This is a genomic window from Saccharopolyspora indica (assembly GCF_027853965.1).
Taxonomy (GTDB): domain Bacteria; phylum Actinomycetota; class Actinomycetes; order Mycobacteriales; family Pseudonocardiaceae; genus Saccharopolyspora; species Saccharopolyspora indica.
In genome coordinates this window covers 362,634-388,424 of record NZ_JAQGLB010000004.1, presented here as the reverse complement: position 1 = coordinate 388,424, position 25,791 = coordinate 362,634, and the positions used below count along the sequence as shown (strand labels likewise).

Below are 25,791 nucleotides of genomic sequence, written 5' to 3'. Positions count from 1 at the left end.
GTTCGGCCCACCCCGTCGCGCCGGTCAGCGGAAGGCGAGGTCGTGGTCGGTGGCGAACACGTCGAGCTGGTCGAACGGGACCGCCACCTCCGGCCGCGGGTTCGGGTCCTGCTGGTCGTCGAGGACCGGGTCGTAGTTGCAGCTGCTGACCATCGTGACGCTGCCGTCGAGCATGAAGTGCGTCGACGTGGCCACCCGGAACGGGTCGTCGGCGGTGACCGGGTCGAGCTCGTGCAGCAGCACCGAACCGTCGTCCAGCAGGGTCCGGCGCGCGTATGAATCCACTGTGGACACATCAACCCGGCGCCAGGCACGGTAGAGCTCGAGCAGCGTGTTCTGCACGAGGTCCTCGGCCAGGCGCCAATCGCCGCAGAGCAGGTACGCCGAACGGCACAACCACAACGCGCGTTCCCCGGCGAACTCGCGGAACGCCCGTTCCTGTTCGGCTCGCATGGAGCTCGTCCCCTTTCCGCGCCCCGCCGCTCTATACGCAGCCGCTCCGCGCGGGGTTGCACGGTCTCCGGCGCGACGCGGGAAAATGGAGTCCGTAAGACCAGCCGTGCACTGCTTTAAGAGGACCTCAATGCCCTGGGCGGTGGTGGCCATGGCAACGTCCAGACCAATATCGTTGGTTCGCGGCGACTCAGGAGCGAGGGCACAACAGCATGGAGATCGACGTGTACGGCGACGAGCGGCAGGACGTGTTCTGGATCGTCGGGATGGGCCTGGCCCAGCGGCACGCCACCACCATGCGTCCCGGCGCGGTCTACGCGGGTCAGGTCGTCCCGGCGCTGTGCGCGACCGAGCTGAAGATCCCGCAGCCCACGCCGATCGGCCGCGACCCGCGCTCCAAGCCCATCACCGACAGGTGCCCGGACTGCGCCGAGCGCATCGCCGAAGGCGAGTTCGCCGAGACCACCTGGGACTTCTGAACCCGCATCCGGCCACCACCGGCCGGGTGAGGGTGCCCGGAAAATGGATCGCCATCGCAATTGCCGGGAGCTAACGTCGATCGGGCCATGGCTGCCGCAAGTTCCCTCCGCTTCCTGTGGTCCCTGCTCGCACAACGGCCCGGACTGCTGCTGACCGCTACCGCCGCGGGCTCGCTCTGGATGCTTCCGACCGCGCTGATGCCGCTCGCCATCGGCGCCGCGATCGACGACGGCATCCGCCCGCACGACTTCGGCACGCTGCTGAGCTGGGCGCTCGTCGTGCTCGGGCTCGGCCTCGTTCAGATGCTCTCCGCAGGCGTCCTGCACTGGACGACGCACACCATCTGGCTGCACGGCGCGGCGGGCTCGCAGCGCCTCGTGCTGGCGCACGTGACGCGGCTGGGTGGCGTGCTGACGCGCAAGGTCCGGGCCGGTGAAGTCGTCACGATCGGCGCCTCGGACATCTACCGCGTGGGCAACGTCTTCGAGGTCGTCGGGCGGGCGACCGGGGCGCTGGTGTCCTTCGCCGTGGCGGCGGTGCTGCTGCTGTTGATCTCCCCGCTCCTCGGCGCGGTGGTGCTCGTGGGCGTGCCGCTGGCGACGCTCGGCATCAGCCCGCTGCTGAGCCCGCTGCGCCGTCGCGAGGAAGCCCAGCGCGAGCAGTTGGGCCAGGTCAGCGCGCAGGCGGCGGACATCGTGTCCGGGCTGCGGATCCTGCGCGGCGTCGGCGGCGAGCCCCGGTTCCACGGGCGGTTCACCGCCGCGAGCCAGCGGGTGCGCACCGCCGGGATCGCGGCCGGGCGGATCGAGTCGTGGCTGGTCGGCGCGGAGGTGCTGCTGACCGGCCTGGTGACGGTGCTGGTGACCTGGCTGGGCGCGCGGCTCGCGCTCGACGGCACGATCAGCGTCGGCGAGCTGGTCGCGTTCTACGGCGTCTCGGCGTTCCTGGTCATCCCGGTGCGCACGGCGTCCGAAGCCGCCTACTCGTTCGCCGGTGGCATGGTCGCGGCGGGCCGGGCGCAGGCGCTGCTGCAGGTGGAGCCGGAGCCGCCGACCCCGGAGCACCCGCGGGCGCTGCCCGAGGGGCCGCTGGACCTGTTCGACGAGACCAGCGGGCAGCGGATCCCCGCGGGCGAGCTGACCGTCATCGACGCCGGGGAGCAGGCCGAAGCCGTGGCCGAACGGCTGGCCTGGCAGTCGCACGCGGGTGGTGTGCCGCTGCGCGAGGTCGATCCGGACGAGGTGCGGCGGCGGATCCTGCTGGCGCACAACCAGGACCTGCTGTTCGCAGGCCCGGTCCGGACCGAGGTCGACCTCGGGGCCGGGATCGACATGGACGCCGCGCTGCACACCGCGGACGCGCACGACGTGCTGGCCGCGCTGCCCGCGGACGGCGTGCTCGACGAGCGCGGCCGCTCGCTGTCCGGCGGTCAGCGGCAGCGGCTGCTGCTGGCCCGCGCGCTGTGCGCGGACGCCGACGTGCTGATCCTCGACGAACCGACCTCCGCGGTCGACGCGCACACCGAGGCGCGGATCGTGGCACGGGTCAAGGAATTCCGCGCCGGTCGCACCACGATCGTGCTCAGCCAGAGCCCGCTGTGGGCATCGGTGGCGGACCGGGCGCTGGACATGGGGGCGGAGAAGTGAAGCTGCCGTTGGCCGACGGGCGCACCGTGCGGCACTGGGCGTGGCGGACGCTGCGCGTGCACCGCGGCCGGTTCGCCGTGATGATGCTGCTGTTCGGGCTGGCCACCGTGGTCGGGCTGGCCGGGCCGCAGATCCTCGGCACGCTGGTCGACGGGGTGGTCGCGGGCACCACGACCCAGCGCATCGACCTGCTGGCCGGGGCGTTCCTCGTGGTGCTCGTGGCGAACGCGCTGCTGATCCGGGCGGCGCGGATGCGCGCCACGCTGCTCGGCGAGCACCTGCTGGCCGAGTCCCGCGAGGGCATGGTCGGGCACGCGCTGCGGCTCCCGCTGGGCACGGTCGAATCGGCGGGCACCGGTGACCTGCTCAGCCGCACCACCACCGACGTCGACCGGCTGGACTTCACCATCCGCAACGCCGCGCCGGAGATCACCACCGCGCTGATCACCGTGCTGCTGACCGGCACCGCGATGGTCCTCACCTCGCCGCTGCTGGCCTGCGGGATGCTCATCGCCGTGCCGCTGATGGTGCTCAGCACCCGGTGGTACTACCCGCGCTCGCTGCCGACGCTGCGCCGGATCATGGCCGGCTGGGCGGACGTGCAGTCGAGCACGCACGAATCCGTCGAGGGCTCGCGCACCATCAGCGCGCTGCGCCTGGGCGAGCGCCGCATCGCGCGCAACGAGCAGGCGCTCGGTGAGACGGTGAACGCCGAGTACCGGCACCGCGGCCTGCTGACCGTCTGGTTGCCCTGCCTGGAGCTGTCGTACGTGCTGCCGATCGGCGCGATCCTGCTGATCGGCGGCTGGGCGTACTGGGGCGGATCGGTGGAGATCGGCACGGTCATCACCGTCGTGCTCTACGCCCAGGCGATGTCGAGCCCGTTCGACGAGCTGTTCCGGTGGCTGGAGGAGCTTCAGACCGGGTACACCGCGCTGCAGCGGATCCTCGGCGTCAACCAGGTGCCGACCGCCGACGCCGAGCGGCAGGAGCTCGACGGATCGCGCGAGCTGGTCGTCCGCGACGCCCGCTTCTCCTACCGCGAGGACCGCGAGGTGCTGCACGGCATCGACCTGACCGTGCCCGCCGGGCAGCGGCTGGTCGTGGTCGGCCCGTCCGGGGCGGGCAAGTCCACGCTGGGCCGGTTGATCGCGGGCATCAGCCGCCCGAGCTCCGGTTCGGTCGCCTTCGGGCGCACCGAGATCGCCGACCTGCCGACCGAGCAGCTGCGCGGCGAGGTGGTGCTGCTGACCCAGGAGCAGCACATCTTCGCCTGCACGCTCCGCGACAACCTGGCCCTGCCGGACCGCGACTTCACCGACGACCAGCTGACCGACGCGCTGAAGTCGGTCGGGCTGCAGGAGTGGTTGCGAACCCTGCCGGACGGGCTGGACACCGTGCTCGGCGCGGGCGGCCACCCGGTTCCCGCCTCGCGGGCGCAGCAGCTCGCGCTGGCCAGGGTGCTGCTGGCCGACCCGCACACGGTGGTGCTGGACGAAGCGACCTCGCTGCTGGACAACGCCACCTCGCGGGAGCTGGAACAGGCGCTGGCCACGCTGCTGGACGGCCGCACGGTGATCGCCATCGCGCACCGGCTGCACACCGCGCGCAACGCCGACCGGGTGGCGGTGATGTCCGACGGGCGCATCGTGGAGCTGGGCAGCCACGACGAGCTGCTCGCCGCAGGCGGCTCCTACGCCGACCTCTACCGGGTGGCTCAGCCGAGCTGAGCGCGCAGCATCCGGCGGGCCGCACCGCGCGGATCGGGGTCGCTCTCGATCAGCGCGTTGACCACGGTGCCGTCGACCAGCGCGATCAGTTCGAGCAGCCGCTCCCGGCCGACCTCCACACCGCTGCGGGCGAAGATCTCGGCCAGCAGCTCGTGCAGCTCGGCGCCGAGCTCGCGCATCAGCGGCGCGAGGTAGGGGCGGCGGGGCGAGCCGACCAGCCGCTCGTAGCGCAGCAGCACCGCCTCCGCGCCGCCGTCGCGCGAGTCCCGGCCCAGCAGCATGTCCAGCAGCAGCTCGATCACCGCGTCCGTGCTGCGCGGCTGGTCGGCGAGCTCCTCCAGCCGGGCGCGGCCCGCTGCGAGCTCCTGCCGCGACTCGTGCTCCACCGCGGCGCCGATCAGGTCGTCGAGCGAGGAGAAGTAGTAGGTGGTGGAGGCCAGCGGCAATCCGGCCCGCTCGGCGACCGCGCGGTGCCGGACGGCCTCGAAACCGCCCTCGACGAGCAGTTCCGCGGCGGCCACCACCAACGCCTGCCGCCGCCGCTCGCCCTTGGGAGTACTGGCCGCTGTCATGCCTGCCGATCCTAAGAGTCTGTTGGTGGCTGGTCTGCGTGGCGGTGCGGGTGGCGGAACCTGAGTGCTTCCCTGGACTGCGGGTGCCCCTCCTGATGCATGGACCACGCCACCACGCGATTCCGCGGTGGCGAAGCCCCAGCTCAGCGCGGTCAGAACTGGCCTGCGATGCCTCCGGCGATCGAGGGCAGCCGAGTCCGGTAGGGCGCGGCCGGGGAACCTTCGTCCGGGTCGCTGCGCACGACGACCAGCTTGCCGCTGCGCGCCTGCCGCACGGACTGCTCGGTGCCGTCGGGATGCCGCGTGTCGCCCGGCTTCGACTGATCCGGCGGCACCGTGCCCGCCGGGCTCACGATCACCGTCACGCTGCCCGCCGCAGGCCCCTCGCGCAGCACGAAGGCCGCCACCTTCGCCCCGGACGGGCAGTCCGGGGCCGCCACCGGCGCCGTCGCCGCGGCTTCCGGGAGCTCCTTGGTCACCGCCGCGGCCACCTGCGCGTCCGGCCCGCAGCGACCGCCGCGGTCGAGGAGGATGCCCGGCCCGTCCTCGCTGCGCGGCGAGGCCGTCGAGACCTCGGGCTGCGCGTGCTGGCTGGCGACCTTCGACTCCGTGGGCATGACCAGGGAGACTCCGCCCGCGAGCACGGCGGCGACCGCCACCGTCCCCCCGAGCGCCGTCATCCGGCGTCGAGCAGTGATCCGCCGCGACGCCCGCGCCACGTCGTGCTCGTCGAACGACGCCGGAGGAACGGACTGCACCGAATCACGAAACAGCTCTTCGAGCTTGCGCTCGTCCACTTACCCGCACCTCCTCACGCCGACCGCAGATCTCCGAGCTGGTCGCCCAGCGCCTCGCGCAACGCCGCGAGACCCCGGGCCGACTGGCTCTTGACGTTGCCCTCGCTGCACCGCATGACCGCCGCGACACCCGCCACGTCCAGCCCCTCCAGGAACCGCAGCACCAGCACCGCGCGCTGCTTCGGCGGCACCTTCTGCAACCCGGCGAGCAGGGTCTGCTTGGTCGCCACCGAGTCGTCCACGTCCGGGCTGTCCACCGGGCGGTCCGGCAGCACCTCCGCGGCCCGCTCCCGCCGCCACGGGCGCCGGGACTCGTCGATCACCGCCCGCGTCAGGGTCCGGCGCACGTAGGCGTCCAGCGCGCCCTTGTCGCGCACCTTCCGCCAGTGCCGGTGCAGGGAGATGAACGCGGTCTGGGCGAGGTCGTCCGCGCGGTGCCAGTCACCGCACATCATGTACGCCATCCGACGCACCGCCTCCCGCCGAGCCGCGAAGTACTCCGCGAACTCCTGCTCCTCGCGCTGGTCCACGCGGAACTCTCCGCTCGTCAAGTGCTTGCACGTCCAGGACGGGATTCCCGCCTCCAACCGTTGCACGCGCCGGAGCGGCAATCCACCCCGTGATTGATACCGCAGTCCCCGCAGCCCGCCGCGCCGGGCTGTTGCCCTCCCCCGGGTCCGGTGTGATGTGATCCGTTCGTGACCAAGCTGGCTCCGATCGACCTCCGCTCCGACACGGTCACGCGTCCCGACGCCCAGATGTCCGCGGCCATGGCGGCCGCCGAAGTCGGCGACGACGTGCTCGACCACGACCCGACGATGCGCGCCCTGGAGGAACGCGTCGCCCAGCTGCTCGGCACCGCCGCCGCCCTCTGGGTGCCGAGCGGGTCGATGGGCAACCTGATCTCGCTGATGCTGCACCTGCAGCGCGGCGACCGGTTCCTCTCGCCGCACGGTTCGCACGTGCTCGCCTACGAGTTCGGCTCCGCCGCCTGGCTCGCCGGCGGCATGCCGCAACCGCTGGAGTGGAACGCCGGTCCCGGGCGACCGACGCCGGAGACCGTGCGAGCGCACGGCGAATCCAGCTACGACACCCTGCGCACGACGCTGCTGTGCCTGGAGAACACGCACAACAGCGCCGGTGGCGCCGTGACGCCGCCGCACGAGCACGCGCAGCTGGCAGCCGCCGCCCGCGAGCGCGGCCTGCGCATCCACCTCGACGGCGCGCGGATCTGGAACGCCGCCGTCGCCCTCGGGCTGCCGCCCGCGGCGCTGACCGTCGGCACCGACAGCGTGCAGGCGTGCCTGAGCAAGGGGCTCGGCGCGCCGGTCGGGTCCGTCATCGCGGGTGGCGAGGACTTCATCGGCGAGGCCCGGCGGGTGCGGCGGATGCTCGGCGGCGGAGTCCGGCAGGGCGGTGTGCTGGCCGCGGCCGGGCTGGTCGCGCTGGACCGCATGGACGCGCTGGCCGTGGACCACGACAACGCGCGGCTGCTCGCCGAGGGACTGGCCGAGCACGGCTGGTCGGTCAGCACCCCGCAGACCAACATCGTCTTGGCGGCGGTGCCGGACGTGGGCCTCGCCCTGGAACGCTTGACGGCGATCGGTGTGCGCGCGGTTTCGATGAGCGGCCAGATCCGGTTCGTCACGCACCGGGACGTCACCAAGGCCGACATCGGGGAAGCGCTGCGCCGGATCGACGAAGTCGGGCTCTGAAGGCACCGTCGGCGGAGCCGACCGCGCAGACCACCCCGGCGAAGCAACGACGAACAGGCTCTGAGCAGGAGGTGCACGTGGTGCGGTGGGTCGTTTTCGACTACGGCGAGGTGATCAGCAGGCGGACCGCGGCGCTGCCGGGGATCGCCGCGATGCTCGACGCCGATCCCGAGGAGTTCGAAGCGGCGTACTTCGCCGAGCGCAAGGCATACGACTGGGGCTGCCCGGACCTGGACTACTGGCGCGCCGTGGCCGCACGGCTGGACCGGCAGGTGGACGCCGCCCTCTCCGATCGGCTGACCAGCGCCGACGTCGCGGGCTGGCTGGAGACCGCCCCGGGCTCGCGGCAGCTGCTCGACGACCTGCACGAGCAGGGCGTCGCGCTGGCCCTGCTGTCCAACGCCCCGTCGTCGTTCGGCCGCGCGGCGGAGCGCGCGGACTGGGCGCGGCTGTTCGAGCACCTGGTGTTCTCCGGCGACCTGAAGCTGGCGAAACCGGACGCCCGGATCTACCGCGCCCTGCTGGACACCCTCGACGCCCGACCGGCGGACTGCCTGTTCTTCGACGACCGCCAGGAGAACATCGACGCGGCCCGCGAAGCAGGCCTGAACGCCGACCTCTGGACCGGCCCCGAAGCAGCCCGCCCCCTCCTCCACTCCCACCTGACCAGGTGATCTTTTCGAGGTGAAGGGCACCTTTAGGCAAGTAAGTTGCTCAAAGGTGCCCTTCACCTACCACTCCATCGAGTGGAGCGGGGCTAGGACTTGATCTGCTTGCGGTCGCGGGCCCAGCCGACCGCGGCGGTCGCGACGAACAGGACACCGCCGATCACCGCGAGCCAGAACAGGCCCTTGATGACGAACCCCGCGACCGAGATCACCAGCCACAGGACCAGCAGTCCGCCGATCACCTTCCACAACATCGCACGCACCTCAGCTCGACCGCAGCAACTCGTACTCCCAAGACTGCCAGATCCGATGCCCGATTAGTCCCACCCGACCCGCACACCCGGGAAATCTCAGGGCTCCCCCGACCCCGCGCCACCCGGGCCCTGGTCAATTTCGTACGAAATTGACGCCCCGCCCGCGTCAGCGGGTGGGCAGCCAGGACTTCAGCCGGTCGAGGGCTTCGGCGATGTCCTCGGTGCTGCCCGCGAAGGACATCCGCACGTAGCGGTCGCCCAGCGCCGGGTCGAAGTCCGCGCCCGGCACCACCGCCACCCCGGTGTCGTCCAGCAGGCGGCGGCAGAACGCCGTGGTGTCGTCGGTGAGGTCCCCGATGTCCGCCCAGGCGTAGAACGCGCCGTCGGCCGGGGCCACCCGCGTGATGCCGAGCGATTCCAGCCCGCCGAGCAGCAGCTCCCGGTTCTCCCGGTAGCGCTCGACGTGCCCGGCGGCCTCGGCGAGGGCCTCCGGGGAGAAGGCCGCGATCGCGGCGTGCTGGGACAGCGCGGGCGGGCAGAGGGTGAAGTTGCCGGTCAGCGAGTCGACGGCGCGCCGCAGCCGCGGCGGCACCAGCATCCAGCCCAGCCGCCAGCCCGTCATCGACCAGAACTTCGAGAACGAGTTCACCACGATCGCCTCGCGGGAGAACTCCCACGCCGAGTGCAGCGGCTCGCCGTAGCTGAGCCCGTGGTAGATCTCGTCGCTGATCAGCTGCACGCCGTTGGCCTCGCACCACCCCGCGAGGCCGGCCAGCTCGGTGCCGGAGAGCACCGTGCCGGTCGGGTTCGCCGGGCTCGCCACGATCAGCCCGTCCACCGGCCGGTCGAGGGCTTCCAGCATCGCGACGGTCGGCTGGAAGCGCGTCGTCGCGTCGCACGGCAGCTCCACGACCTCGCAGCCCAGCGCGGACAGGATGTTCCGGTACGCCGGATATCCCGGGCGGGCCAGCGCGACCCGGTCCCCGGCGTCGAACGCGGCGAGGAACGCGAGCAGGAACGCGCCGGACGCCCCGGTGGTCACGACCACGTCGTCGGCCCGCACCGACAGCTCGCCGTAGTGCCCGGCGACGGCTTCCCGCAGCGCGGGCAGCCCGAGCTGCTCGGTGTAGCCGAGCGAGTCGCGTTCGAGGGCCGCGGCGGCGGCTTCGCGGACGGCGCGCGGCGCGGGCGTGGACGGCTGGCCCGCGGCCAGCGAGACCACGTCCCCCTTCGCCCGCTGCCGCTCCGCTGCGGCGGTCAGCACCTCCATGACCTGGAAGGGAGCCACATCGGCGCGCTGCGCGACGCCCAGAACAGCAGGATCGACCATGCGTTCAGCCTGTCAAACGCGGTGCGCGCCGGGAACCCCGCGGCATCAGTAGCCCTGGTAGCCGCCGCCCTGGGCCATGGACTTCAGGCCGGGGTGGCCGTCGAAGCCGCCGTAGCGGTCGAAGGTGTAGCGGACGCCCGCGATGATGTTGTCCACCGGGTTCCAGATGTCGTCGTGACCCGCCAGCTTGTAGGACTGGAACGTGGGGTCGATGCACTGCATCAGGCCCTTCGACGGGGTGCCCTTGGCCGCGTTGGAGTCCCAGTCGTTGATCGCGTTCGGGTTGCCGCCCGACTCCTTCTGGATGATCGTCCAGATCTCGTCGATGTTGTCCTCGGTGACCGGGATGCCGTTGGCCTGCAGGATCTTGATCGCTTCCTTGATCCACTCCTGCACGTTGCCGGGCGGCGGACCGGCGGGCGGGCCACCGCTGGGCCCCAGGCCACCGCCACCACCGCCGGATTCGCCACCACCGGAGCCGCCCGCCCCTCCGGAGCCGGAGCCGGAGCCGCCAGAACCGCCGGAGGACTCGCCGCCGGGCGGCGCGGACTGCGGAGCCGTCGCCGACGGCATCGTCATCGCCCAGTCGACCTTCCGGCCCTCGGCGGGCGTGAACGGCTGCTCCCCGGCCTTCGGCAGTGCGGAGAACACGTCGTCGAGCCCGGCCGCGGCGCTGCGCAGCTCGCCCAGCGCAGCGCTGAGCTCGGCGTTCGCCTCGGAGATCTTGCCCTCGGCCTCCGCGGCGTGCTCCTGCATGGCCTTCGTGATGGCGTCGTCGCGCCGCTTGGCCGCCTCCTCCTCGGCGGCGTCGTCGGCGATCTCCTTCTCGTACGCCTGCTCGGCGCGGCGCGCGTCGGCCAGCGCCCGCTCGCCGATCGAGTTGACCTCGTCCTTCGCCGCCTGCACCGCTCCGGCAGCTCGGTCGAGCACGTCGGCGGAGCCCTGCAGCGCCTCGCGCGCCTTGCCGAACCCGTCGTTGATCTTGCCCAGGTAGCCGACGAACGCGTCCGCGGAGCCGCCTTCCCACGCACCGTCGAGACCGTTCACCGTCTGCCCCAGCGCGTTGCCGTGGTCATCGGCCTGCCCGGCGGCGTCGCGCCAGCGGGCGCCGATCGCACGGATGTCGTCCGGCCTGCTGTCCTCGATCTTGCGCAGCTGCTCGGCGAGCCGCCCGCCACCGGGCTTGCCCGCCACGTCTCCCGAAATCCCCATCAGATCCCCAGTTCAGCGGAATGATTCGGCGTTGGCCTGGTCGATCTCGTCGACGCTGCTGCGCACCGCGTCGAGCGCGCCGCTGGCGCTGCGCAGCAGCTGCTCGGCGGCGTCGAACTGCTTCTTGCCCGCGGCGTCCAGCGCGGTGATCGCGGCGGCGAAGTCGCCGGCGGCGTCCAGCTCGCCGAAGATCGCGGCGTCGACGTGCTGCCCCTCGAAACCGTCACCGACGGCGCCGACCGGCCCCGCCTTGCCGTCCAGCTCCGCCCGGCAGTCCTCCAACGCCGACAAGTTGTAGCCAGCCTGCGTCACGGCCCCTCCTCGAATCCCCTCCAAGAACACCAGAAAAAACCGCCCGGCGGCGGGATTTCCCCTGCCACCGGGCGGTTTTCGCCGGAATGTCCGATCGATCAGGCGGTCGGAACGGTGATCTCGCCGCGCACGGCGCGCAGCGCGATGTCGGTGCGGTAGTGCGAACCGGGCAGGTGCACGCCGCCGACCCGCTGGTAGGCCGCTTCGCGCGCCGCCGCCAAGTCCTCGCCGGTGGCGACCACCGACAGCACGCGGCCGCCCGCGGAGAGCACCGCGCCGTCCTCGCGGCGACGGGTGCCGGAGTGCAGCACGCCCTGCGCGTCGCTGCCCTGGATCACGTCGTCCACGCGCGGCCGCCCCGGGTAGCCCTCCGCGGCCACCACGACGGTCACCGCGGCGCCGGGCTCCCACTCCAGCGGCGGCTGCTCGGCGAGCGTGCCGTTGGCCACCGCGTTGAACAGCGAGGCCAGCGGCGTGTGCAGCAGCGACAGCACCGCCTGGGTCTCCGGGTCGCCGAAGCGGCAGTTGAACTCGATCACCTGCGGGCCGCTGGAGGTCAGCGCGAGACCGGCGTAGAGCAGGCCGGAGAACGGGGTGCCGCGGCGGGCGAGCTCGTCCACGGTCGGCTGCACGATGGTGCGCACGACCTCGTCGACCAGGCCTTCCGGCGCCCACGGCAGCGGCGCGTAGGCGCCCATGCCGCCGGTGTTGGGGCCCGCGTCGTCGTCGCCGACGCGCTTGAAGTCCTGCGCGGGCAGCAGCGGCACGACAGCGGTGCCGTCGACCAGGCAGAACAGCGAGGCCTCCGGGCCGTCCAGGAACGACTCCAGCAGCACCGGGTGACCGCCGTCGAGCAGCTTGAGCGCGTGCGCCCGCGCCGCGTCGAAATCGCTGGTCACCAGCACGCCCTTGCCCGCGGCCAGACCGTCGTCCTTGACCACCCAGGTCGGCCCGAAGTGGGTCAGCGCGGCGTCCAGCTTGGCGGGGTTGTCCACCACCTCGCTGTGCGCGGTCGGCACCCCGGCGGCGAGCATGACGTCCTTCGCGAAGGCCTTCGAGCCCTCGATGCGGGCCGCCGCCCGGGACGGGCCGAAGCAGGCGATGCCCGCCGCGCGGACCGCGTCGGACGCGCCCGCGACCAGCGGCGTCTCCGGGCCGAACACGACCAGGTCGGCCTGCCACTCGGTGGCCAGCTTGACCACGTCGGCGGGCTTGGCGACGTCGACGCCGTAGTTCTCGGCCAGCGCAGCGGTGCCGGCGTTGCCGGGCGCGCAGGCCAGCGCGGTGACGGAGGGATCGCGGGACAGGGCCAGGGCGATCGCGTGCTCCCGGCCGCCACCACCGATCACGAGGATTCGCACGAACCGCAGCGTAGAGCGTGCGGCAGGCCACCTGGGAGCTGCCCCCGCCAACGAGTGGCCCAACCGGGCGTTCACCTGGCAGTCGACCGGACGTTGCACCCGCTTGCGCGAATGGTCGATTGCGGCGGTCAGTGTTTTGCCCGAATGTGCAGCGTTGATCCACGCGCTGCGGAACACGGGAGGGCACATTGACGATTCGGGTACGCCTGACGGCGCTGTCCGTCGCGAGCGCGGCGGCGCTCGGGCTGGTCACCGCGCCCGCGATCGCCGCACCGAACCGGCAGGCCGACGCCGAGCTGGTGTCGGTCTTCGGCCACCGGGGCGCCTCGGGATACCGCCCGGAGCACACGCTGGCCTCCTACGAGCTGGCCGCCCGGATGGGCGCCGACTTCATCGAGCCGGACCTGGTGCCGACGAAGGACGGCGTGCTGGTCGCGCGGCACGAGAACGAGATCGGCGGCACCACCGACGTGGCCGACCGCCCCGAGTTCGCCGACCGCAAGGCCACCAAGGTCATCGACGGCGAGACGCTGACCGGCTGGTTCACCGAGGACTTCACGCTGGCCGAGCTCAAGACGCTGCGCGCCGAGGAGCGCATCCCGGACGTGCGGCCGAACAACACCATCTACGACGGCCGCTACGAGGTGCCGACGTTCCAGGAGGTCCTGGACCTGCGCGCCCGGCTGTCCCGCGAGCTGAAGCGGGAGATCGGCGTCGCGCCGGAGACCAAGCACCCGAGCTACTTCGCCTCGATCGGGCTGCCGCTGGAGCCCGGCGTGGTGCAGGCGCTGACCCGCAACGGGCTGAACCGGCCGAACGCCAAGGTCGCGGTGCAGTCCTTCGAGGTGGCCAACCTCAAGGAGCTGGACGGGTCGCTGAAGGTCGACCTGGTGCAGCTGATCAGCAACAGCGGCGCCCCGCAGGACTTCGTCGAGTCCGGTGACCCGCGCACCTACGCGGACCTGGTCACGCCGGAGGGCCTGAAGGAGATCGCCGGTTACGCCGACGTCATCGGGCCGGACACCAAGGTGATCCTGCCGGTGAAGGAGGACGGGTACCTGGCCGAGCCGACGGCGGTGGTGGCCGACGCGCACGCGGCCGGGCTGGAGGTCGTGCCCTACACCGTGCGGGCGGAGAACAACTTCCTGCCGAAGGACTTCCGGACCTCGGACGACCCGGCCGCCTTCGGGGACGTCTTCGGCTTCCTCCGCGCGCTGCTGGAGACCGGCATCGACGGGATCTTCGCCGACCACCCGGACATCGCCGTGGTCGCCCGCGACGACTTCGCCGCAGGCCGCTGATAGCGGTTCCGTTTCCGCTGTTCAAGACCCGTGAGTGCTTTGTGGTGCCATAGCCCCTCAAAGCACTCACGGGCCATCACCTGCCGAAACGCGCGCTCGGCCTGAGCATCGGTGCCGAGCGAGGCGGTTCGGGCGCCGCCTAACCTGTCCATGGTGGACGGAGGTGGCATCTGGTGGTCCAACTGCTGCTCGTGCTGATCGGTGCGCTGCTCGTCACCGCGCTGGCCCGCAGCCGCGAGATCGCGGCTCCGCTGCTGCTGGTGCTGGTCGGGCTGCTGGTGTCGTTGATCCCCGGCACCGCCGAGCTCAACATCAACCCGGAGCTGCTGCTCACCGTCGTGCTCCCGCCGCTGCTCTACGCCGCGGCGCTGGAGAGCTCCTACACGAACTTCCGGGCCCAGATCCGCAAGATCGCCCACCACGGCGTGCTGCAGGTGATCGCCACCTCGTTCGTGATCGGCTGGCTCGCCTACGCGCTCATCCCCGAACTGCCGCTGACCTCGGCGATCGTCCTCGGCGCGGTGATCGCCCCGCCGGACGCGGTGACCGCCTCCGCGATCGGCCGCCAGCTCAAGCTGCCGCGCGGCGTCATGACGATCCTCGGCGGCGAGAGCCTGATCAACGACGCCGCCGCGCTGACGATCTACCGGATGGCGATCGCCGCCGTCGTCGGGGCCACGCCCACCCTCGCGCACGGCGTGCTGGTGTTCGCGCTGGCCGTGGTGTTCGGCGTCGGGCTGGGGCTGGTGTTCGGCGTGCTCGCGCAAGCCGCCCGCACCCGCATCCCGGACGTGCAGGTCGCGACGGTGCTGGGCGTGCTGGTGCCGTTCATCGCCTACCTCACGGCCGAGGAGCTGTACGGCTCCGGCGTGCTCGCGGTGGTCACCGCCGGGCTCTACGTCGGCCACAACCAGCCGCGCGCCCGCGCCGCGGGCCGCCTCCAGGAGCACACCGTCTGGGCCTCGATCAACCTGCTGCTGGAGAGCCTGGTGTTCGCCTACATCGGGCTCCAGCTGAAGACGGTGGTCGACGCGCTGATCGCCTCCGGGCGCGACATCAGCTCGCTGCTGCTGGCGACGCTGGCGATCTTCGCCGCGACGGTCGGCTTCCGGGTCCTGTGGATGTTCAGCTCGAACTACCTGCCCGGCCTGTCGCACCTGCTGAGCCCCGGCAAGCGGCCCGGCGGCCGGTGGCGGCGCACGGCGGTGATCTCGTGGGCGGGGATGCGCGGTGTGGTCACCCTCGCCGCGGCCGGCGCGATCCCGTTCACCACCAGCACGGGCGAGCCGTTCCCGGCGCGGGACCTGATCCAGTTCGTCGCGTCGGTGATCACGGTCGCCACCATCCTGGTGCAGGGCACCACGCTGCCCTGGCTGATCCGCAAGCTCGACGTCATCGACCCGGCCGAGGCGGCCCGCGACGACCACGAGGAGGCCGAAGCGCGGGTGACGGCGACCAACGCGGCCCTCCGCTACCTGGACGGCCTCACCCCGGCGGACCTGCGCACCGACCCGGAGCGCTTCGACCGCATCATCACCCGGATGAAGGCCCTGGTGGAGCACCAGGGCATGGCCGCGGCCGAGCAGGTCGGCCGGACTCCCGCCGAGCGGGAGGACACCACCAGCCGGGGCTTCTCCGACCTGCGCCGCGACCTCCTGGAGGTCCAGCGCTCGGCGATGGCCGACGAGCGCGACGCGGGCAACCTCGACGACGAAGTCCTCCGCAGGGTCCTCCGCGAGCTCGACCTCCAAGAAGCGGCCCTCGACAGCTCCTGGCGCAACCGCTGAGCAAGGGGCCTGGTCAATTTCGCGCGAAATTGACGCCCGCCCCCGCTCCACCTGGGGTTTCGGGGTGACGGCGGGGGCCCGAAAGGGGGATCCCGGTCGGGATCCCCCGTCACGGGTCAGGCCATCGTGTGGCGGACGATCGTCTGGTCGCGGCCGGGGCCGACGCCGATCGCCGAGACGCGGGAGCCCGAGAGCTCCTCGATGCGCTCGACGTAGGCGCGGGCGTTGGCCGGGAGGTCCTCGAAGCTGCGCGCCCCGCTGATGTCCTCCCACCAGCCCGGCATCTCCTCGTACACCGGGACCGCGTGGTGCACGCCGGTCTGCGTCATCGGCATCTCGGTGACCCGCTCGCCGTCGACGTCGTAGGCCACGCAGACCGGGATGGTCTCCAGCCCGGACAGCACGTCCAGCTTGGTCAGGAAGTAGTCGGTGATGCCGTTGACCCGGGTCGCGTAGCGCGCGATCACCGCGTCGAACCAGCCGGTGCGCCGCGAGCGGCCGGTGGTGACGCCGAACTCGCCGCCCTGCTTGCGCAGGTTCTCGCCCGCCTCGTCGGTGAGCTCGGTCGGGAACGGACCGGCGCCGACGCGGGTGGTGTAGGCCTTGAGGATGCCGATCACCGCGCCGATCTTGGTCGGCCCGATGCCGGAGCCGGCGCAGGCGCCGCCGGAGGTCGGGTTCGACGAGGTCACGAACGGGTAGGTGCCGTGGTCGACGTCGAGCAGGGTGCCCTGCGAGCCCTCCAGCAGCACCGTCTCGTCGCGCTCCAGCGCCTGGTTGATCAGCAGCTTGGTGTCGGCGATCCGGTGCGCGAACTTCTCGCCCTGCGCCAGCACGGTGTCGACGACCTCGTCGACGTCCATCGCGCGGCGGTTGTAGACCTTGACCAGGATCTGGTTCTTCACGTCGAGGGCCGCCTCGACCTTCTGCCGGAGGATCTTCTCGTCCAGCAGGTCCTGCGCCCGGACCCCGACGCGAGCGATCTTGTCCTGGTAGCAGGGCCCGATGCCGCGACCGGTGGTGCCGATCTGCTTTTTGCCCAGGTACCGCTCGGTGACCCGGTCGATGGCCACGTGGTAGGGCATGATCAGGTGCGCGTCGGCGGAGAGCAGCAGCCGCGAGGTGTCCACGCCGCGCTCCTCCAGCCCGGCCAGCTCCTCGAGCAGCACGCCGGGGTCGACAACGACACCGTTGCCGATCACGTTGGTCACCCCCGGGGTCAGGATCCCGGACGGGATGAGGTGCAGCGCGAAGTCCTGCCCGTCGGGCAGCACCACGGTGTGACCCGCGTTGTTGCCGCCCTGGTAGCGGACGACCCACTGGGCCTGCTCGCCGAGCAGGTCGGTCGCCTTACCCTTGCCTTCGTCGCCCCACTGGGCGCCGATCAGCACGATCGCCGGCATGTGAAACTCCAACCTGGACTGGGTGGTAGCCAGCGTGACCGCACGCTTCGCCCGCTCCCACCACGGGGTATGCCGGTCGATCAGGGTAAACCAGGAGCGAAACGTGAGTACGACCGCATTGTCCTGCGGAAACGTCGACCGCGCAGCGCGTCCGTCCGGTGACGGTGTGCAATGGTTCGACCTGCCGGTCACACCGACCCGCCAGGACCTGGATCCGCTGCTCGCCGAGACCGCGGACCGGCTGGTGGTGCACGGCACCGACGCCGACTTCGCCTCGGTCGTGCTCCGCCTGCTCCGGAAGAACCGGTTGGGCGACCTGGTGGTGGGCTACGTGCCGGTCGCCGACTCCCCGGCGGCCCGGCTGTGGGGGCTGCGGGCGGGCGACTTCGAGCGCGCGCTGACCGCCGCGCCGCGCCCGTCCGCGCTGATCCGCGACGATTCGGGCGGCGTGCTGCTCGGCGCCGGGCGCATCGAGCCGATCACCGGCCAGGTGTACTGCGACGACGAGCAGGTGCTCAACGGCAGCGCGCTGGAGATCACCATCTCGCCGGACCCGGAGGCCGAGCCGCTGCCGGAGTCCACCCCGGACCCGATGAACGCGATGCTCGACCCCGCGATGGACGGGCTGCTGGTGACCACGGTGCGCCGCGGCCTGCTGCGCCGCCGCAGCGAGGTCACGCGGGGGCGCGCGGTGCAGGCGTCGTTCCGCTCGGCGACGGTCGTCCACGACGGCATGACGCACCCGCGCCCGGCGGAGAAGTGGGTCTGGTACCGGCACACGGAGGACCTGCGCTTCGCACGGTGAAAACGGGCGAAATGTCTGGGAAATCGCCGAGATCACTCGATCGTGGAGCGGCGACCGGAACCAGGCCGGTGCGAAATTCACCAGAAGATGACACGATCGGTGGCGATTTCACGCCAAGTCACCCGCTGGCCACGCACTGGCATTGATCCGGCCACCTGCGTGGGCAATGGTCGAAATCCGACAACGGCGAAACGCCCACGCGGAGGAAGCCATGACAGGCCACCGAACGTTGCGCGCGACCCTGACCGCCCTGCCGCTCGCGGCCGCTCTGGGCCTCGGCCTGGCCGCGCCGGCCGGCGCCGAGCCCCCGGGCATCCCGGACCCGGCGACCGCCAAGACCCAGCTCGGCGAGCTCAAGGTCGCGCCCGAGGGCTCGATGGACGGCTACAGCCGGGAGAAGTTCCCGCACTGGATCGACGGCCCGGACAACTGCAACACCCGCGAGGCCGTGCTCAAGCGGGACGGCAAGGACGTGCAGGTCGGCTCGGACTGCTACCCGACCTCCGGCAGCTGGTACAGCCCGTACGACGGCGACACCTGGACCCAGCCGTCCGATGTGGACATCGACCACGTGGTGCCGCTGGCCGCCGCGTGGCGCTCCGGCGCGGCGGACTGGACGCAGGAGAAGCGCCAGGCGTTCGCCAACGACCTGGAGGGCCCGCAGCTGATCGCGGTGACCGACAACGTCAACCAGTCCAAGGGCGACCAGACGCCGGACCAGTGGATGCCGCCGCTGGCCGACTACCACTGCGAGTACGCCTCGATGTGGGTCGGCAGCAAGCACAAGTACGAGCTGACCATCACCGACGCGGAGAAGTCGGCGCTGCAGAAGGCCCTCGACGGCTGCTGAGCCGGATCGGCGGCGCCCGCTCGACCGGCGGGCGCCGCTTGACACACCGGCGAGCGGTTGCGAGATTGCGGGGATGAGCAAGATCGAGATCGCCGCGCCCGAAGGCCGCCCGAGTTGAGCCGGCCGGAGCACCCCCGGCACCTGCTGGACCGCGAGATCCACTCCCCGGTCCGGCTCTCGATCATGGCCTTGCTGGTCACGGCCGACCAGGCCGAGTTCCGCCGCGTCCGCGACACAGTCGAGGTCAGCGATTCCGCCCTGTCCAAGCACATCTCCACGCTGGAGTCCGTCGGCTACGTCGAGGTGCACAAGGGCAACGTCGACGGCCGTCCGCGCACCTGGCTGAGCGCCACACCGCTGGGCCGCCGCGCCTACGAGTCGCACCTCGCGGCGCTCGACGCGATCATCGGGAGGTCGTGAGAGGAGAGGGTCATGCCGGAACTGCGCTCGTCCATCGCCGCGCCGCCGGGTGGGGTGATGACCGACGAGGTCGGCGTCATCACCGGTGCGCTGGAACTGGCCACCACCTGCGTCGACGGCGCGGTGCAGGTGTGGATCCGCTACGCCGGAGCCGAGGAGTGGTACCGCGTCTCGGCGGCGGACTGCACGCTCCACGACCCGCGCGACCACGAAGCCCTGCACAACGCCCTGGCAGCGGTCCTCGACCGGCCGTAGAGATCGTCTGACGAACTCGTTCTGCCGCTTCAAAGACGAAGACCGGACCTAGTCCTTGGCCTCGGGGTACAGCGGCGGCAGGGCGGCCGTGGCCTCGGTGCGGCTCAGGCCGGTCGCCTGCAGCAGGTCGACCGCGATCGAGCGGACCTGCATGACGACCACCTGCATCGAGAAGTCGCCCTCCCCGAGCAGCTCCACAGTGGATTTCTTCGCCACCGAGCGGGCCGCCTCGCGGGTCTGCAGCGGATCGACTCCGCTGGCGAGCTCGTCGCGCAGCAGCACCACCGCGCCCGCCAGCTCCTCCAGCAGGCCGGGCAGCGGACGCGGCACGGGCTCTCCGTCGCGCAGCGCGGCCAACGCGCGACGCGCCAGCACCCGGGTGTTGCGCAACGCCCGGTCGATGGGCGTCGACGCGGTCTCGTAGCGTTCGAGGTCACCGCGCCGCCGCCACCGGATCGGGGCGAACTTGGCGATCTCCTGCCCGGCTTCCAGCGCGGTGCGGAACTCCTCGACCGACTTCTGGCTCTTGCGGGCGTTCGCGAGCACGTCACCGGCCATCTCGGGATCCTGCCGCGCCACCGCCCCGGCGACGCCGCGCAGCGCGTCGGCCAGCGCACCGAGCACCAGCCGCCCGTTGCGGTGCGCCACGGCGAGCGGGTTGGCGGGCAGCAGCGCCGCGACCACGAACCCGACCAGGCCACCGATCGCCGCGTCGAGCATGCGGGTCAGCCCGCCCGCGGTGGCCGGCGGCAGCAGGGTCGCCACCAGCACCGATGACGACGCGGCCTGCAGCACGATGACGACACCGCTGTCCAGCAGCACCGCCGTGCTCATGGCCAGCGCGACGACGAGCGCGATCTGCCAGGTGCCGGTGCCGATGAAGGAGATCAGCACGTCGCCGACACCGATCCCGATGCTCACGCCGACGACCAGCTCCAGCGCGCGGCGCATCCGCTGGCCCAGCGAGACGCCGAGCGAGATGACCGCCGCGATCGGCGCGAAGAACGGTTGCGGGTGCCCGAACAGGTGCCGCGCCAGGAACCACGCGAGCCCGGCGGCGACGGCGCACTGCACGATGGGCACGCCGGTGCGCATCAGTCGGCGCAGTCGCCGGGTCACTTCCTCGCGCAATCGGTGCACGTAGGACATTGTCCGTCAGATCGCCCCGCGATCCGAGCACCACGGCAGTGATCCTCGCCGGAGCTCGCGAGGGCGGCGTCGATTTCGTACGAAATTGACGTTCACCCGGGTGATGCAGGGCTCCGGCAAAGTCCGGTCGGGCCGGTGCCGGGGCGGCAGTTCTGCCGGAAACCGCCACCACGCCCGGACTGTCCGGTCAGTTTCAGGCAAAACCGCCACCCGAGCCCGCCCAGGACGGCTTTGCCGGAACCCTGCCGGGTCCTGGTCAATTTCGTACGAAATTGACCAGGGCCCGGGTGACGACGTCCGGCACGGGGGTCAGGCCAGGCCGGTGGGTTCGAGGGAGGCCGGGTCGCTGTCGGCGAGCAGCTGGCGGCAGCGGTCGAACTCCTCGTCCTCGCCGATCGACTGCGCCGCCTTCGCCAGCGCCGCGATGGAGCGCAGGACGCCCCGGTTCGGCTCGTGGCGCCACGGCACCGGGCCGAAGCCCTTCCAGCCCGCGCGGCGCAGCGCGTCGAGCCCGCGGTGGTAGCCGGTGCGGGCGTAGGCGTAGGCGGCGATGTTCTGGCCGGACTCCAGCGCGCCCTCGGCGAGCGCGGCCCAGGCAGCGCTGAAGGCCGGGTGGTGCGCGGCGACCACGGTCGGGTCGGTGCCCGCTTCGAGCTCGGCCTGCGCCTCCGGGCTCTCCGGCAGCAACGTCTCCGGCGGTTCCAACAGGTTCCTCGTCATGGCCCAATCCTGTCAGGCCCACCGCCACCTCGTCCGCCACCGGGCGCACCACTCGACCCGGTGAAGAGTGAAGGGCACCTTTCACCAACTTACTTGGCGAAAGGTGCCCTTCACTCGTCCTGCAACCGGGTGGCGTCACCCGGTTGGTTCATGCGCGGAGCGGTCAGCCGGCGAGCATGCGGCCCGCGGACTTGAGGTTCTCGCAGGCGTGCGCCACTCGGGCGGCCATCGCCTGCTCGGCCACCTTGAGGTAGCTGCGCGGGTCGTAGGCCTTCTTGTTGCCGACCTCGCCGTCGATCTTGAGGACCCCGTCGTAGTTCTTGAACATGTGGTCCGCGACCGGGCGGGTGAAGGCGTACTGGGTGTCGGTGTCGATGTTCATCTTCACCACGCCGTAGGAGACCGCCTCGTGGATCTCCTCCAGCAGCGAGCCCGAGCCGCCGTGGAAGACCAGGTCGAACGGCTTGGAACCGGCCGCCAGGCCCAGCTTCTCGGACACCACGTCCTGGCCCTGCTTCAGGATCTCCGGGCGCAGCTTGACGTTGCCCGGCTTGTAGACGCCGTGCACGTTGCCGAAGGTCGCGGCCAGCAGGTAGCGGCCCTTCTCGCCGCTGCCGAGGGCGTCCACGGTCTTCTCGTAGTCGCCGGGCGCGGTGTAGAGCTTCTCGTTGATGTCGTTGGCGACGCCGTCCTCCTCGCCGCCGACGACGCCGACCTCCAGCTCCAGGATGATCTTGGCCTGGTGCGCGGCGGCCAGCAGCTCCTGGGCGATCTCCAGGTTCTCGTCGAGGTCGATCGCCGAGCCGTCCCACATGTGCGACTGGAACAGCGGGTTCTCGCCGCGGTCGACGCGCTCCTGGCTGATCTGGATCAGCGGCCGGACGAAGCCGTCCAGCTTGTCCTTCGGGCAGTGGTCGGTGTGCAGCGCGATGTTCACCGGGTACTTCGCGGCGACGACGTGCGCGAACTCGGCCAGCGCGGTGGCGCCGGTGACCATGTCCTTGACCTTGGTGCCGGAGGCGAACTCGGCGCCGCCGGTCGAGAACTGGATGATGCCGTCGCTCTCGGCCTCCGCGAACCCGCGCAGCGCCGCGTTGAGCGTCTCCGACGAGGTCACGTTGATGGCCGGGTAGGCGAATTCGCCAGCCTTCGCCCGGTCCAGCATCTCCGCGTAGACCTCGGGGGTCGCGATGGGCATCGGTCGTCCTCCTCGCATGGAGTTCAGTCTTGGTGACGGGGAGTTGCGCAGCATCCTACGAGCCGCGGCAGGCCACCAGCGGGCCGTTCCGGCTCGGCGCCACACTTTCGCGTCACAGTGCCCGAGCCGGGCCGGTTTTGAAAAGCCGGTGACAGGATTCAGAACCGGACGAATCCTGTGTACATCCTCACACGCTGCGGTTTCGCCCTCCGAGGCGGTCACCGTTTTTGATCTTGAAACGCCCTACAGCCAGGCGCCGACGACCACGTCCCACTCCCGGATCGTGGTCCGCGCGATCACCCCGGCCTCGGTGTACGGGTCGGCGTCCAGGACCGCCTGGAGCTCGTCCCGGTCGGCCACCTCGTAGACGATCTGCGCGCCCTCGCCGTCGGTGAACGGGCCACCGGCCAGCAGCACGCCGCGGTCCGCCAGCTCCCGGCTGTACTCCCGGTGCGCCGGGCGGACCTGCAAGCGGTGCTCCTGGTCCTCGCCGTAGACCAAATCGACCACGAACCTGGCCATGCCGAACCTCCGTACTCCGGATCACGATCGATGCGCACGCTACCCGGCCGGGCCACACCGACCGGGGGACAACCGGTAGCTTGTCCGATCATGGCCGGTGATTCACGCGGAGTCGAACGGAGCGTCGAGCAGACCCTCGGCCACCTGCGCACGCTGGACGGCGCAGCGGTCGACGAGTCAGCTCCGCTGACCCTGGAGGACCTCTACCGACAGCAGCGCATGCGGATGGTGCGGCTGGCGATCCTGCTGGTCGACGACCCGGCCACCGCCGAGGACGTGGTGCAGGAGGCCTTCACCGGGCTGTACCGCAACTGGGCGGGCCTGCGCGACGCGCGGGCGGCGATCGGCTACCTGCGGACCGCGGTGGTCAACGGCAGCCGTTCGGTCCTACGCCGCCGCAAGACGGCCCGCGAGTACCAGCCGCCGCACCAGGCCGACGCCCGTTCGGCGGAATCGCTGGCGATGCTGACCGCCGAGCACCAGGCGGTGGTGGCGTCGCTGGCGAAGCTCCCGCGGCGGCAGCGCGAAGTCCTCGTCCTGCGCTACTACGGCAACCTGTCCGAAGCGGAGATCGCCGAGGCCACCGGGGTTTCGCGGGGCACGGTGAAGTCCACCGCGAGCCGCGCGCTGGACGCGCTGCAGAAGCTGATGGGCAGTTGAGGCGCGGGAAGTCCGCGAAAACCTTCCGCGAACAACACACCAGTTTGGTGTAGACCAATAGGTGTTCGGTAGCGGAGGATCGTCGGCGTGACCGCAAACGCCATCGCCGTCGACGTCGGCGGAACCGAGATGAAGGCCGCGCTGGTCGCCGTCGACCGGCACCGCGCGGAGCCGTTGCGCTGGCTGAGACGCCCGACCCCGCGCGGGGCCGACGGCGCGGCGACGGCGGAGCTGGTGGTGGCCGCCGTGGCCGAGCTGGTGACCGAGCTGCGCGTGGACGCCTCCGTGGACGCCGTCGGCGTCGTCGTGCCGGGCGCGGTCGACGAGGACCGCGGCATCGGCGTCTACTCGGCCAACCTCGGCTGGAGCGACGCCCCGCTGCGCGACCTGCTCGCCGAGCGCATCGACCTGCCGGTGAGCCTGGGCCACGACGTGCGCGCCGGCGGCCTGGCCGAAGCCCGCCTGGGCGCCGCGCGCGGCATGCGCGACGTGGTGGTGCTGCCGATCGGCACCGGCATCGCCGCGGCGCTGCTGTTCGACGGGCAGCTCTACTCCGGCGGCGGTTTCGCGGGCGAGATCGGGCACGTCGACATCGGCCACGGCGAGCCCTGCGGCTGCGGGCGCACCGGCTGCGTCGAAGCGCTGGCGTCCTCCGCGGCCGTGGCGCGCCGCTACCGGGAGCGCACCGGTGTGGAGCGCAGCAGCGCCGAAGTGGCCTCGGCCGTGCGCGCGGGCGACCCGGACGCGCAAGCTGTGTGGCAGGAAGCAGTGGACGCGCTGGCCAAGGGCCTGCTGGTGCTGGTGACGGTCGCCGCACCCGAGTGCATCGTGCTCGGCGGCGGCTTCGCGCAGGCCGGCGACCTGCTCACCGAGCCGCTGCGCGACCGGCTCGAAGGCATGCTGGCGGCGTACCACCGCCGCCCGCGCTTGGAACTGGCCGAACTCGGCGACACCGCGGGCTGCCTCGGGGCAGCGCTGCTGGCGACGGAAGGGTTGAGAACAAAGTGAACGCTCCCGAACTGATCCTCGCCGGTGGGCAGGTCGTCACCCCGGACGGAGTGCTGGACCAGGGCTGGGTCCGGATCTCCGGCGGGAAGATCGCCGAGGTCGGCACCGGACCGACCGCTGCGGGCCAGGTCGTGGATCTGCGCGGGCAGTGGCTGGTGCCCGGTTTCGTGGACATCCACTGCCACGGCGGTGGCGGCGGCTCGTTCACCAGCATCGAGGTCGACCAGGCGCGGGCCGCGATCGCCGCGCACCGCCTGCACGGCACCACGACGATGCTGGCCAGCCTGGTCTCCGCCCCGCTGCCCGACCTGACCAAGCAGATCAGCGCGCTCAGCGACCTGGTGGTGGACGGCGAGCTGGCGGGCATCCACCTGGAGGGCCCGTTCCTGTCCTCGGCGCGCTGCGGCGCGCACGACCCGGCCATCCTGCGGGCCCCGGAGTCCTCCGCCGTCCAGCAGGTGCTGGACGCGGGACGCGGGACGGTCCGGATGGTCACCCTGGCGCCGGAGCTGCCGAACGGGATCGAGGCGGTCCGCCAGCTGGTCGACCACGGCGTGATCGCCGCCGTCGGGCACACCGACGCGGTGCTGTCGCAGGTGGTGCCCGCGGTGGAGGCCGGTGCGACGGTGGCCACCCACCTGTTCAACGCGATGCGCCCGCTGCACCACCGCGAGCCGGGCCCGATCGGGGTGCTGCTGGAGGACGAGCGGGTGACCGTCGAGCTGATCTGCGACCTGGTGCACCTGCACCCGGCGATCGTGCAGCTGGCCGCCTCGCACGCGGGCACCGGGCGGACGGTGCTGGTCACCGACGCCATCAGCGCCACCGACGCCGGGGACGGCACCTACGAGCTGGGCAAGCTCCCGGTGACCGTGGCCAACGGCGAGGCGCGGCTGGCGGACGGCTCGCTGGCGGGCAGCACGCTGACCATGGACGTGGCGTTCCGCAACCTGGTCGAGTCCGGCGGGCAGAGCGTCCCGGCGGCGGTGGCGGCTTCGTCGACCAAGCCGGCCCAGCTACTCGGCCTCGACGACCGCATCGGCTCGATCCGCCCCGGCCTCGCGGCCGACCTGGCGGTCCTGGACACCGACCTGCGGCTCACCGGAGTCCTCAAGGACGGCGCCTGGGCCGTCGACCCGCGCTGACCGGCTCCGGCGCGTCGGAGTCCCGGCCCGCCGGAGTG

28 protein-coding genes are annotated in these 25,791 nt (G+C 71.8%); 14 read left to right on the top strand and 14 right to left on the bottom strand.

From position 1 onward, the window contains the following. Positions 1–24 precede the first annotated feature (24 nt). Complete coding sequence (locus tag OU416_RS12465; protein WP_270927051.1) at positions 25–453, bottom strand: sigma factor; 429 nt, start codon at positions 451–453, stop codon at positions 25–27. A 212-nt stretch (positions 454–665) separates the two neighbouring features. Between OU416_RS12465 and OU416_RS12460 the strand changes: the two genes are divergently transcribed. The 3 genes from OU416_RS12460 (at position 666) to OU416_RS12450 (ending at position 4,309) form a co-directional block, all read left to right on the top strand. Next, positions 666–932, top strand: a complete 267-nt coding sequence (locus OU416_RS12460; protein ID WP_270927050.1) for a hypothetical protein — start codon at positions 666–668, stop codon at positions 930–932. An 87-nt stretch (positions 933–1,019) separates the two neighbouring features. Continuing rightward, on the top strand, positions 1,020–2,579 hold the full coding sequence (locus tag OU416_RS12455; RefSeq protein WP_270927049.1) for an ABC transporter transmembrane domain-containing protein: 1,560 nt from the start codon (positions 1,020–1,022) through the stop codon (positions 2,577–2,579). Then, the gene (locus tag OU416_RS12450) at positions 2,576–4,309 is read left to right on the top strand and encodes an ABC transporter ATP-binding protein (RefSeq protein WP_270927048.1); all 1,734 of its coding nucleotides are present in this window, start codon (positions 2,576–2,578) and stop codon (positions 4,307–4,309) included. The genes OU416_RS12455 and OU416_RS12450 overlap by 4 nt, the downstream gene beginning before the upstream one ends. Here OU416_RS12450 and OU416_RS12445 read toward each other — a convergent pair. The 3 genes from OU416_RS12445 to OU416_RS12435 form a co-directional block, all read right to left on the bottom strand. Beyond that, positions 4,297–4,881 (bottom strand): TetR/AcrR family transcriptional regulator, encoded by a 585-nt coding sequence (locus OU416_RS12445; RefSeq protein ID WP_270927047.1) that lies wholly within the window; start codon positions 4,879–4,881, stop codon positions 4,297–4,299. The genes OU416_RS12450 and OU416_RS12445 overlap by 13 nt on opposite strands. Before the next feature lie 152 nt (positions 4,882–5,033). Further along, positions 5,034–5,678 carry a hypothetical protein gene (locus tag OU416_RS12440; protein WP_270927046.1) on the bottom strand — a complete coding sequence of 215 codons (645 nt, stop codon included), beginning with the start codon at positions 5,676–5,678 and terminating at the stop codon, positions 5,034–5,036. Positions 5,679–5,692: 14 nt separating this feature from the next. Further along, a complete protein-coding gene (locus OU416_RS12435) occupies positions 5,693–6,208 on the bottom strand; it encodes a SigE family RNA polymerase sigma factor (RefSeq protein ID WP_093358235.1) in 516 nt (171 codons plus the stop codon). Between the two features lie 168 nt (positions 6,209–6,376). On the opposite strand from OU416_RS12435, the gene OU416_RS12430 reads away from it, so the two are divergent. Together OU416_RS12430 and OU416_RS12425 are read left to right on the top strand one after the other, a co-directional pair. After that, positions 6,377–7,393: a threonine aldolase family protein gene (locus tag OU416_RS12430; protein WP_270927045.1), complete on the top strand. Its 1,017-nt coding sequence runs from the start codon at positions 6,377–6,379 to the stop codon at positions 7,391–7,393. An 80-nt stretch (positions 7,394–7,473) separates the two neighbouring features. Continuing rightward, entirely contained in the window at positions 7,474–8,067 is a 594-nt protein-coding gene (locus OU416_RS12425) for an HAD family hydrolase (RefSeq protein WP_270927044.1), read from the top strand. 83 nt (positions 8,068–8,150) lie between these two features. Here the strand turns inward: OU416_RS12425 and OU416_RS12420 are convergent, their stop codons facing one another. From OU416_RS12420 to purD, 5 genes are all read right to left on the bottom strand, one after another. Next, a complete protein-coding gene (locus OU416_RS12420) occupies positions 8,151–8,315 on the bottom strand; it encodes a hypothetical protein (protein WP_270927043.1) in 165 nt (54 codons plus the stop codon). 166 nt (positions 8,316–8,481) lie between these two features. Beyond that, positions 8,482–9,645, bottom strand: a complete 1,164-nt coding sequence (locus OU416_RS12415; RefSeq protein WP_270927042.1) for an aminotransferase class I/II-fold pyridoxal phosphate-dependent enzyme — start codon at positions 9,643–9,645, stop codon at positions 8,482–8,484. Between the two features lie 45 nt (positions 9,646–9,690). Next, positions 9,691–10,857, bottom strand: coding sequence for a transglycosylase SLT domain-containing protein (locus OU416_RS12410; RefSeq protein ID WP_270927041.1), 1,167 nt, complete (start codon positions 10,855–10,857; stop codon positions 9,691–9,693). A 12-nt stretch (positions 10,858–10,869) separates the two neighbouring features. Further along, positions 10,870–11,169, bottom strand: a complete 300-nt coding sequence (locus OU416_RS12405) for a hypothetical protein (protein ID WP_270927040.1) — start codon at positions 11,167–11,169, stop codon at positions 10,870–10,872. 98 nt (positions 11,170–11,267) lie between these two features. After that, the gene (gene purD / locus OU416_RS12400; RefSeq protein ID WP_270927039.1) at positions 11,268–12,530 is read right to left on the bottom strand and encodes a phosphoribosylamine--glycine ligase; all 1,263 of its coding nucleotides are present in this window, start codon (positions 12,528–12,530) and stop codon (positions 11,268–11,270) included. A 194-nt stretch (positions 12,531–12,724) separates the two neighbouring features. Between purD and OU416_RS12395 the strand changes: the two genes are divergently transcribed. Beyond that, positions 12,725–13,831 carry a glycerophosphodiester phosphodiesterase gene (locus OU416_RS12395; RefSeq protein WP_372907175.1) on the top strand — a complete coding sequence of 369 codons (1,107 nt, stop codon included), beginning with the start codon at positions 12,725–12,727 and terminating at the stop codon, positions 13,829–13,831. Positions 13,832–14,004: 173 nt separating this feature from the next. Further along, positions 14,005–15,618, top strand: coding sequence for a Na+/H+ antiporter (locus OU416_RS12390; RefSeq protein ID WP_270927037.1), 1,614 nt, complete (start codon positions 14,005–14,007; stop codon positions 15,616–15,618). Positions 15,619–15,734: 116 nt separating this feature from the next. On the opposite strand, the gene OU416_RS12385 is transcribed toward OU416_RS12390, so the two are convergent. Next, entirely contained in the window at positions 15,735–17,021 is a 1,287-nt protein-coding gene (locus tag OU416_RS12385; protein WP_093159127.1) for an adenylosuccinate synthase, read from the bottom strand. Between the two features lie 103 nt (positions 17,022–17,124). Here OU416_RS12385 and OU416_RS12380 point away from each other — a divergent pair, with 103 nt between their 5' ends. From OU416_RS12380 to OU416_RS12365, 4 genes are all read left to right on the top strand, one after another. Beyond that, positions 17,125–17,826 carry a hypothetical protein gene (locus OU416_RS12380; protein ID WP_270927036.1) on the top strand — a complete coding sequence of 234 codons (702 nt, stop codon included), beginning with the start codon at positions 17,125–17,127 and terminating at the stop codon, positions 17,824–17,826. A 211-nt stretch (positions 17,827–18,037) separates the two neighbouring features. Next, complete coding sequence (locus tag OU416_RS12375; protein WP_270927035.1) at positions 18,038–18,676, top strand: HNH endonuclease family protein; 639 nt, start codon at positions 18,038–18,040, stop codon at positions 18,674–18,676. A 114-nt stretch (positions 18,677–18,790) separates the two neighbouring features. Beyond that, positions 18,791–19,096, top strand: coding sequence for a winged helix-turn-helix domain-containing protein (locus OU416_RS12370; RefSeq protein WP_270927034.1), 306 nt, complete (start codon positions 18,791–18,793; stop codon positions 19,094–19,096). A gap of 12 nt (positions 19,097–19,108) precedes the next feature. Further along, a complete protein-coding gene (locus OU416_RS12365) occupies positions 19,109–19,351 on the top strand; it encodes a hypothetical protein (protein WP_270927033.1) in 243 nt (80 codons plus the stop codon). A gap of 48 nt (positions 19,352–19,399) precedes the next feature. Here OU416_RS12365 and OU416_RS12360 read toward each other — a convergent pair whose 3' ends face one another. The 4 genes from OU416_RS12360 to OU416_RS12345 form a co-directional block, all read right to left on the bottom strand. After that, positions 19,400–20,500 carry an FUSC family protein gene (locus OU416_RS12360; RefSeq protein WP_270927032.1) on the bottom strand — a complete coding sequence of 367 codons (1,101 nt, stop codon included), beginning with the start codon at positions 20,498–20,500 and terminating at the stop codon, positions 19,400–19,402. Positions 20,501–20,809: 309 nt separating this feature from the next. Next, on the bottom strand, positions 20,810–21,220 hold the full coding sequence (locus tag OU416_RS12355) for a DUF3151 domain-containing protein (protein ID WP_270927031.1): 411 nt from the start codon (positions 21,218–21,220) through the stop codon (positions 20,810–20,812). Between the two features lie 163 nt (positions 21,221–21,383). After that, positions 21,384–22,418 carry a class II fructose-bisphosphate aldolase gene (gene fbaA, locus OU416_RS12350; RefSeq protein ID WP_270927030.1) on the bottom strand — a complete coding sequence of 345 codons (1,035 nt, stop codon included), beginning with the start codon at positions 22,416–22,418 and terminating at the stop codon, positions 21,384–21,386. A 243-nt stretch (positions 22,419–22,661) separates the two neighbouring features. Beyond that, complete coding sequence (locus OU416_RS12345) at positions 22,662–22,940, bottom strand: YciI family protein (protein ID WP_270927029.1); 279 nt, start codon at positions 22,938–22,940, stop codon at positions 22,662–22,664. Positions 22,941–23,030: 90 nt separating this feature from the next. Between OU416_RS12345 and OU416_RS12340 the strand changes: the two genes are divergently transcribed. From OU416_RS12340 to nagA, 3 genes are all read left to right on the top strand, one after another. Then, positions 23,031–23,600, top strand: a complete 570-nt coding sequence (locus OU416_RS12340; RefSeq protein WP_270927028.1) for a SigE family RNA polymerase sigma factor — start codon at positions 23,031–23,033, stop codon at positions 23,598–23,600. 87 nt (positions 23,601–23,687) lie between these two features. Further along, positions 23,688–24,608, top strand: coding sequence for an ROK family protein (locus tag OU416_RS12335; protein ID WP_270927027.1), 921 nt, complete (start codon positions 23,688–23,690; stop codon positions 24,606–24,608). Next, the gene (gene nagA, locus OU416_RS12330) at positions 24,605–25,753 is read left to right on the top strand and encodes an N-acetylglucosamine-6-phosphate deacetylase (protein ID WP_270927026.1); all 1,149 of its coding nucleotides are present in this window, start codon (positions 24,605–24,607) and stop codon (positions 25,751–25,753) included. The genes OU416_RS12335 and nagA overlap by 4 nt, the downstream gene beginning before the upstream one ends. Positions 25,754–25,791 lie beyond the last annotated feature (38 nt).

Excerpts from the sequence above, each read along its gene's own strand:
- OU416_RS12465 (WP_270927051.1), bottom strand. The coding sequence starts at position 453 with ATGCGAGCCGAACAGGAACGGGCGTTCCGCGAGTTCGCCGGGGAACGC.
- OU416_RS12460 (WP_270927050.1), top strand. The coding sequence starts at position 666 with ATGGAGATCGACGTGTACGGCGACGAGCGGCAGGACGTGTTCTGGATC.
- OU416_RS12455 (WP_270927049.1), top strand. The coding sequence starts at position 1,020 with ATGGCTGCCGCAAGTTCCCTCCGCTTCCTGTGGTCCCTGCTCGCACAA.
- OU416_RS12445 (WP_270927047.1), bottom strand. The coding sequence starts at position 4,881 with ATGACAGCGGCCAGTACTCCCAAGGGCGAGCGGCGGCGGCAGGCGTTG.
- OU416_RS12420 (WP_270927043.1), bottom strand. The coding sequence starts at position 8,315 with ATGTTGTGGAAGGTGATCGGCGGACTGCTGGTCCTGTGGCTGGTGATC.
- OU416_RS12415 (WP_270927042.1), bottom strand. The coding sequence starts at position 9,645 with ATGGTCGATCCTGCTGTTCTGGGCGTCGCGCAGCGCGCCGATGTGGCT.
- OU416_RS12410 (WP_270927041.1), bottom strand. The coding sequence starts at position 10,857 with ATGGGGATTTCGGGAGACGTGGCGGGCAAGCCCGGTGGCGGGCGGCTC.
- OU416_RS12385 (WP_093159127.1), bottom strand. The coding sequence starts at position 17,021 with ATGCCGGCGATCGTGCTGATCGGCGCCCAGTGGGGCGACGAAGGCAAG.
- OU416_RS12375 (WP_270927035.1), top strand. The coding sequence starts at position 18,038 with ATGACAGGCCACCGAACGTTGCGCGCGACCCTGACCGCCCTGCCGCTC.
- OU416_RS12365 (WP_270927033.1), top strand. The coding sequence starts at position 19,109 with ATGCCGGAACTGCGCTCGTCCATCGCCGCGCCGCCGGGTGGGGTGATG.
- OU416_RS12360 (WP_270927032.1), bottom strand. The coding sequence starts at position 20,500 with ATGTCCTACGTGCACCGATTGCGCGAGGAAGTGACCCGGCGACTGCGC.
- OU416_RS12355 (WP_270927031.1), bottom strand. The coding sequence starts at position 21,220 with ATGACGAGGAACCTGTTGGAACCGCCGGAGACGTTGCTGCCGGAGAGC.
- fbaA (WP_270927030.1), bottom strand. The coding sequence starts at position 22,418 with ATGCCCATCGCGACCCCCGAGGTCTACGCGGAGATGCTGGACCGGGCG.
- OU416_RS12345 (WP_270927029.1), bottom strand. The coding sequence starts at position 22,940 with ATGGCCAGGTTCGTGGTCGATTTGGTCTACGGCGAGGACCAGGAGCAC.
- OU416_RS12340 (WP_270927028.1), top strand. The coding sequence starts at position 23,031 with ATGGCCGGTGATTCACGCGGAGTCGAACGGAGCGTCGAGCAGACCCTC.